This is a genomic window from Bartonella sp. AP57NXGY (assembly GCF_042195805.1).
Taxonomy (GTDB): Bacteria; Pseudomonadota; Alphaproteobacteria; order Rhizobiales; family Rhizobiaceae; genus Bartonella.
This window is the reverse complement of record NZ_JBHIOZ010000161.1, coordinates 1-2,756: the sequence shown is the minus strand read 5'-3', so window position 1 is coordinate 2,756 and position 2,756 is coordinate 1. Positions and strand designations below refer to the sequence as shown.

Here is a 2,756-nt window from a genome sequence, read left to right as displayed (position 1 = left end):
ACCAGCCGCAGTGATACGGGACAAAGTTCCAGCAAGCAAAACTCTGTTTCCATTGGTTATAATAGCCGAGAAAAGGAAGGTACAGCCACAACCAATATTTCCTTGAACAAGGATAAATCCTCTAGTGATTATCATAGTGTTGTGGAACAATCAGGCATCAAAGCGGGTGATGGCGGCTTTAATATCAACGTTAAAGATAAAACAACGCTGACCGGAGGTATTATTGAAAGCACCGCGCCGGCAGATAAAAACAGCCTGACCACAGGAAGCATCAGCACCAGTGATATCAGCAACAGTGCGCATGCGCAAGCTAGCAGCCAAGGTTTAAGCATTTCGGCGGGTGGTCCGATGTATCAGGGCAAATATGGTGTCGGGAAAAACATTGCTAAAAATGTCTTAGATCATTCAAAAGCTAAAGATTTAGAGGAAGGATATACCAAATCTGCTATCAGCAATGGCACCATTGTCATTACTGATGAAGCAGGGCAGAAGGCGTTGACGGGGCAAGATGTTGAGCAAGCCATCGCCTCCCTTAATCGGGATACTGCTAGCGCCCATAAGAGTGTACAACAGCTCGATGTAGGCAAGCTGGAACAAATCGTCCATGAAAACCGTGAAATGGTAACGCAACTCTTAGAAGAAGGGTTTAAATACAGCGATGATTCCTATAAAACCATGTTTATCAAAGAGCACCCCATCGCCGTGGTCGACCGTGATGAAAATGGCAATACAATCTATGAAAAAGATGAAAATGGACAGTATATCAAAGACGCTCGTGGACAACCAATACCTCACGCACATTATTTAACGGATGAAGAAAAGCAGCATTTACAAGAGGGTGCTGATGGCAAGGTGCATGTGTCCTTTAATGGCATCTTTACTCCACCAGAGGAAGCCGCTGTTTATGCAGAGCAACATGCGGAGAATAAAAATGAACCGCTTTATTTTGTTGTGTTCCCAGAAGCTGATTCTGCTATCTCAGAACTTCTAGTCGCGGGCTATCAGAAGTTTATGGAAAATAACTTTTGGGGTTTGACCAATTCCACACAAGAAGCAAAAGATTTGATGTATAGCTATGGTCTTACAGGATTAGAACTTTATGGACATAGTCGCGGGACAATGACATTGGGGAATATGCTGAATTCTTTCAAACAAGAAGGTGTTCACGGTATAGCCGACAACACGAATATCAATTTCTATGGACCAGCCTTTAATGTTTTAGTTGCATCCGGTCTGTTAGGTTATGTGAGTGATGGCAAACAAACCATTGTTGGCTTTGATGGGAATAGATACGACTTTGTCAGCAGAATTATTGGCGGCAATGGCTATACCTACGGGACACTCCCTGCTGGCAGTAACGTTTGGACAGAATGGTTGAGAGTGATCATGAATCCCATAAGCTCCCATACTTGCCTTGGAGATGCGAGTGATAAGTGTACATGGCGCTATGGCACATCTCATCGTGAACAAAATAAGAAAAAAATCTTGCTATTAGTTTTCAGGAAGATATTGTTAATTGTGATGACAACGATGCTGTTAAGCAGCGTATAGGATTGATCAATGGTTATTTGAAGTCAGTAGTGAAAGAAGGTTGGGTGGATATTACTGAAAGGAAGAGCCTTTTTGATGATTGTATAATAGAAAAATCTAATAGTGGTTTTGTAGATTATTGTTTACAAATTAAAGTAAATAACCTCTTTTTTATTTACATGAGAGAAGTAAAGGGTTTCGTTGGTTTTTTTGTTTTAAAGTCCTTACAGAAGTTCGCAGGCATAGAAGCAAAAATGGAATAATTTTTTTATTGGATGAGCCAGCAAATAATTTACATATTCATCCACAGAGAAAAATATTAAGCTCCTTACAAACTTTATCGAGCATAAAGGGCAATAAAGTAATTTATTCGACGCATTCCCCTTATCTTATTAACGACGATAATTTGGATAATTTGTTTACCGTACGTAATGAAGCAAATGATTTTGAAGCGCCTCGAATTGTTTGTGAAAGATTTCTGGAATTAACTATATCTCCTGAAGAAACTGTGAGGGCTGTTGAGCCTATTGTTCAAAAAACATGGATTACACACCTTGGAACAGGAGCTGATTGGATTATAAAAAAATTTAATGGAGTTGCTGCTAATGCAAAGAAAGTAAATCACATTGCTGATTGCGTGAAACATATTATTGGTGGATAATTTTCTCAGTTTATGCCGTAAAGCTTATACCCTTACGCGTTTTATTTAAATGCTAACACCCTTTGGTAAAATTTTACGGAAACTTCGCATTGATCACTCCGAACGCCTCTTAGATATGGCTAAGAAATTAGACATATCTGTAGGATTTTTATCTTCTGTCGAGATTAGCAAAAAATCTGTTCCTGTAGGACTGGAGGAAAAGATCATAGAGCTTTATGGTTTAGATCAAGAGGCAGCAGAAATTTTGAGAAGAGAATCGGATGCTTGTTGTAAAAGTTTCACTATAAAGTCTTCTGATACATTTAGATGTGAAGCTGTTGGTATGTTTGCTAGACTGATAAACATTATTTCACAAGAAAAGATTTAGAACTATTAAAAAATTGTTAGAGAAAGCTGGCAAAAAGAATACGCTTTGTAAAGGAAATAGTGAAAACCCTATTCCCCTAACTTTATTAAGGCATCCCTCGCAGCAAAAAAGATATGAATTTCAAAAACTTAATAGGAATATAAAGCTATATGGTGGGCGATGAGAGACTCGAACTCCCGACATCCTCGGTGTAAACGA

General features: G+C 39.0%; 3 pseudogenes. All 3 read left to right on the top strand.

The window, feature by feature from the left end:
* Positions 1-1,551: pseudogene (locus tag ACFIL8_RS08965) on the top strand (filamentous hemagglutinin); the annotation flags it as partial.
* A 205-nt stretch (positions 1,552-1,756) separates the two neighbouring features.
* Positions 1,757-2,191: pseudogene (locus tag ACFIL8_RS08960) on the top strand (AAA family ATPase); the annotation flags it as partial.
* A 49-nt stretch (positions 2,192-2,240) separates the two neighbouring features.
* Positions 2,241-2,592: pseudogene (locus ACFIL8_RS08955) on the top strand (XRE family transcriptional regulator); the annotation flags it as partial.
* Positions 2,593-2,756 lie beyond the last annotated feature (164 nt).